1 protein-coding gene is annotated in these 2,835 nt (G+C 73.7%); it reads right to left on the bottom strand.

Annotated elements, in window-relative coordinates; translation table 11 throughout:
* Positions 1–2,835, bottom strand: a 2,835-nt coding sequence (locus HMPREF3086_RS02565; protein ID WP_305790922.1) for a beta-ketoacyl synthase N-terminal-like domain-containing protein, incomplete at both ends; no start/stop codon positions are given.

The raw sequence follows: 2,835 nt of genomic DNA, 5'->3' as shown, positions 1-2,835 counted from the left end.
GCCGCCGTAGATGGCGTCGGTCAGGCGCCGGGCGCCCTCGCGCTCGCGGCGCAGGCCGGCCTCGCGGATGCGCTCGGCCTCGTCCTCGCCGTACGCCGCGGCCACGGCGCGGTGGTAGGCCTCCGGGTGCACCACGGCGATGAGGCCGGAGACGTGTCCGAAGCCCAGCGAGGTGAGCAGACCGGCCTTGAGGGGCAGGTCGCCGCCCAGCTGCAGCGTCTCGCGCAGCCACACTAGGTGCCGGTGGTGGTCCAGGACGTCGTCGACGCAGTCCAGGGAGCGGTTGGGCGGGATGGTGCCCGACCGCAGCATCTGGGTGAGCCCGATGAGCTGGAACGCCGCGGCACCGCCCTTGGCGTGGCCGGTGAGCGTCTTCTGCGACACCACGAACAGCGGGTTGCCCTCGGACCGGCCGATCGCCTCGGCGAGACGCTCGTGCAGGTCCGACTCGTTGGGGTCGTTGGCCTTGGTCGAGGTGTCGTGCTTGCTCACCACGGCCACGTCGTCGGCGGTCAGGCCCAGCTGGGCGAGGCCGCGGGCGAGCGGCGAGCGCTTCCCGCCGCGACCGGCGCCCAGCGCACCCAGCCCGGGAGCCGGGATGGAGGTGTGCGCGCCGTCGGCGTACGAGCCGGCCCAGCCGACCACGCCCAGGACGGGCAGGCCCATGCGGGCCGCGACGTCACCACGGGCGAGCAGGATGGTGCCACCGCCGGCCGACTCGACGAACCCGCCGCGACGGCGGTCGTTGGCCCGGCTGTAGTACCGCTCGTCGATCCCCTTGGCCGCCATGGCCGCGGAGTCGGCGGTGGCGGACATGTCGGCGAAGCCCTGGATGCCCTCGATGGACAGGTCGTCGAACCCGCCGGAGACCACGAACTCGGCCTTGCCGGCGCGGATCTTGTCGAAGCCCTCCTCGACGCTCACCGCGGTGGTGGCGCAGGCCGCCACCGGGTGCACCATCGAGCCGTAGCCGCCGACGTAGGACTGCATGACGTGCGCGGCCACGACGTTGGGCAGCGCCTCCTGCAGCGTGTCGTTGGCGCGGCTGCGGCCGAGGATGCCGTCGATGTACAGCGAGCGCATGCTCGTCATGCCGCCCATGCCGGTGCCCTGCGTGTTGGCGACGTCGGCCGGGTGGACGTGGGCCAGCAGCTCGGCCGGGGTGAAGCCCGACGAGATGAAGGCGTCCACGGTGGCCACGAGGTTCCACGCGGCCACCCGGTCGATGCCGGAGACCATGTCCGCGGGGATGCCCCACGCCGTGGGGTCGAACCCGGTCGGGATCTGGCCACCGACCACGCGGGTGAGCATCGTGCGGCGCGGAACGCGGATCTCGGTGCCGGCCTTGCGGGCGACCGTCCACTCCCCGTCCTCGCTCTGCGTGACGACGGTGTTCTCCGGGTCGTCCGAGAGGTAGGCGCGGGCCTGCGCCTCGTCGTCCACGACGAAGGACAGGTCCTCCGGCAGGAACACCGAGGTCAGCTGCGGTGCGGCGTTGTCGAACATCTCGGCGCGGGCGTCATCGGCGTACGTGCGCACGCCCACCCGGGCCAGGACCTCGCCGCGGAACCGCTCGGCGATGTCCGCCTCGTCGATCGCCTCGCCGGTGGCCGTGACGGTCCACCCCGCGCGGGGCGAGTCCTCCCACGTGATCAGGCCCGTCGACCAGGCCAGCTCGACCACGCCGGCGGCGGTGAGGTCGCCGGTGGTCTCCACCTCGAAGCGGGTACGGGCGCTGCCGTAGGGGCCGACCTCGCCGGCGCCCACGATGACGACCATGTCCTCGAGGTCCTGGGTGACCTCGCCCCACTCGGGCCGCTCGTCGGCGGCGACCGTCGGCAGCGAGGGCAGCGCGGCGATCGTGCCGGCGGTGTCCTCGGTCGGGGTCGTCGCGGAGGCGGTGGGCCGGTCCGCGGCGAGCGCGGACATGTCGAGGTCGGCCGTGCCGAGCCCGCCCGTGAGGTCCACGGTGACCGGCTTCTCGGCGGCGGCCTCGCGGAACTCCGGTGCGCACCAGCGCAGCAGCTCGGTGGCCATCCCCGCGGTGGACCACGTGGACACGCCCGCGGCCTCGACGGCCTCGACGAGCGGGTCGTTGTGGCCCATGAGTCCGGTGCCCCGGACCCACCCGATGATCGCGTGGACGAACGTCACCCGCTGGGACCAGGCCTTCTCCGAACCCCACTTGGCGATCATGGCGTCGAGCGCGGCCTTGGCCTCGCCGTAGGCGCCGTCGCCGCCGAAGATGCCGCGGTTGGGCGAGCCCGGCAGGACCACGTGCAGGCGGGAGTCGACGTCCGTGTCGGCGCCGATCGCGCCGAGCCCGGCGACGAGCTTCTCCACGCTCCAGAGCAGGACGCGCATCTCCGTCTCGGCCCGCGGGCCGGCGTCGGCCATCGAGCCCTGGACGCGCGGTGCGGCGAACGGGAACAGCAGCGTCGGCGTGAGCGCCGGCTTGAGCACGGTGGTCTGACCGCCGGCCGACTCCGAGTGCTCCGAGCCGACCCACTCGACCAGCGCGTCGACGTCCGAGTAGGACGTCATGTTGGCCGGCAGGACCCACAGCGCCGCGCCACCGCGGGCGTTGGAGCGGTAGAGATCCTTGAAGAACGCCAGCTTGCCCTGGTCGAGGCTCGAGGTGGTGGCGACCACCGTGGCGCCACCGGCCAGGAGGCGGCCGGTGACCGCCGCGGCGATGGAACCCTTGCCGGCACCGGTGACGACGGCGACGTCGCCCGCGTACTCGCCGACGAACTCCTCCGCCGCGGCCTCCGAGATCTCCCGGAAGGCCGTGGCCAGCGCGTCGCGGCGGGCATCGGTCGCCCGGGCCGCCCA

The sequence above is a fragment of the Dietzia sp. HMSC21D01 genome, from assembly GCF_001815995.1.
GTDB lineage: Bacteria > Actinomycetota > Actinomycetes > Mycobacteriales > Mycobacteriaceae > Dietzia > Dietzia cinnamea.
The sequence above is the reverse complement of the archived record's forward strand: the minus strand, read 5'-3'. Positions and strand labels throughout refer to the sequence as shown.